The organism is Bartonella sp. MU70NMGDW (assembly GCF_042194085.1).
Taxonomy (GTDB): Bacteria; Pseudomonadota; Alphaproteobacteria; order Rhizobiales; family Rhizobiaceae; genus Bartonella; species Bartonella grahamii.
The window spans coordinates 1-792 of the sequence record NZ_JBHIMK010000520.1; the positions used below are offsets into that span (position 1 = coordinate 1).

The following is a 792-nucleotide window of genomic DNA, read 5'->3' on the forward strand; positions in this document are numbered from 1 at the left end:
ACATTTACCTTTCGCGTCGATGATGTATTAAAAAATGAATTTTCCAAAGCAGCAAAGGCGTGTGATAGATCTGCTGCACAATTATTGCGCGATTATATGCGCGATATCGTAAAAGAACAAAAAGAAAAAAGTGCACACGATTTATGGTTTCGGGAACAAGTTCAATTAGGGATAAATTCTGCTAATGCAGGTGATATAATATCTTCTGAAGAAATCGAAGCAGAAGCAAAGGAATGGCGCCTAAAAACACAAAGTAAACTCGATAGATCAACTTTATGAAGCTAATTTGGACACAAGTAGCACACGTTGACCGCAAAAAGATCCGTGAATACATATCACAAGATAATCCTTCTGCTGCCTTAAAGTTTGATCAACTTTTATCTGAAAAAGTAGAAAAACTTATTAAATTTCCTACTCTTGGTCGTTTAGGACGAATTGTAAATACACGTGAACTTATTGTACATTCAAATTATATCATGATTTATGATATTTCAAATGGCGTTGTGCGTATTTTACGTGTGCTTCATACAAAGCAAAAATTTCCTTAATCAACTGTATTTTTATTTATTTGGTAATTGAAGCAAATTATTTTCTACAATACTGCGCTCCGTATCAGTAAGTAATGATAGATTACTATTTTTCTAATATTGCGAATATGATTGCATAATGCACTTTGCACACCGCTTAGTTTCTACTCGTAAAAATAATAATGATACTCTTGGTAAACGACGTTTTATTATCAATGATGTCATGGTCGAAAAGCTTAGGGAACTCTTAAAAGAAACCCCCGTG

2 protein-coding genes are annotated in these 792 nt (G+C 33.6%); both read left to right on the top strand.

Going from position 1 to position 792, the window contains the following annotated elements:
* Positions 1-279 (top strand): CopG family ribbon-helix-helix protein (locus ACFIKE_RS11925; RefSeq protein ID WP_375650163.1); only part of this gene is annotated, 279 nt, incomplete at its 5' end.
* Positions 276-548 (top strand): type II toxin-antitoxin system RelE/ParE family toxin, encoded by a 273-nt coding sequence (locus ACFIKE_RS11930; RefSeq protein WP_375650166.1) that lies wholly within the window; start codon positions 276-278, stop codon positions 546-548. The genes ACFIKE_RS11925 and ACFIKE_RS11930, both read left to right, overlap by 4 nt.
* Positions 549-792 lie beyond the last annotated feature (244 nt).

Bases quoted from the DNA above. Each gene is read 5' to 3' on its own strand.
- ACFIKE_RS11930 (WP_375650166.1), top strand. From the start codon at position 276: ATGAAGCTAATTTGGACACAAGTAGCACACGTTGACCGCAAAAAGATC.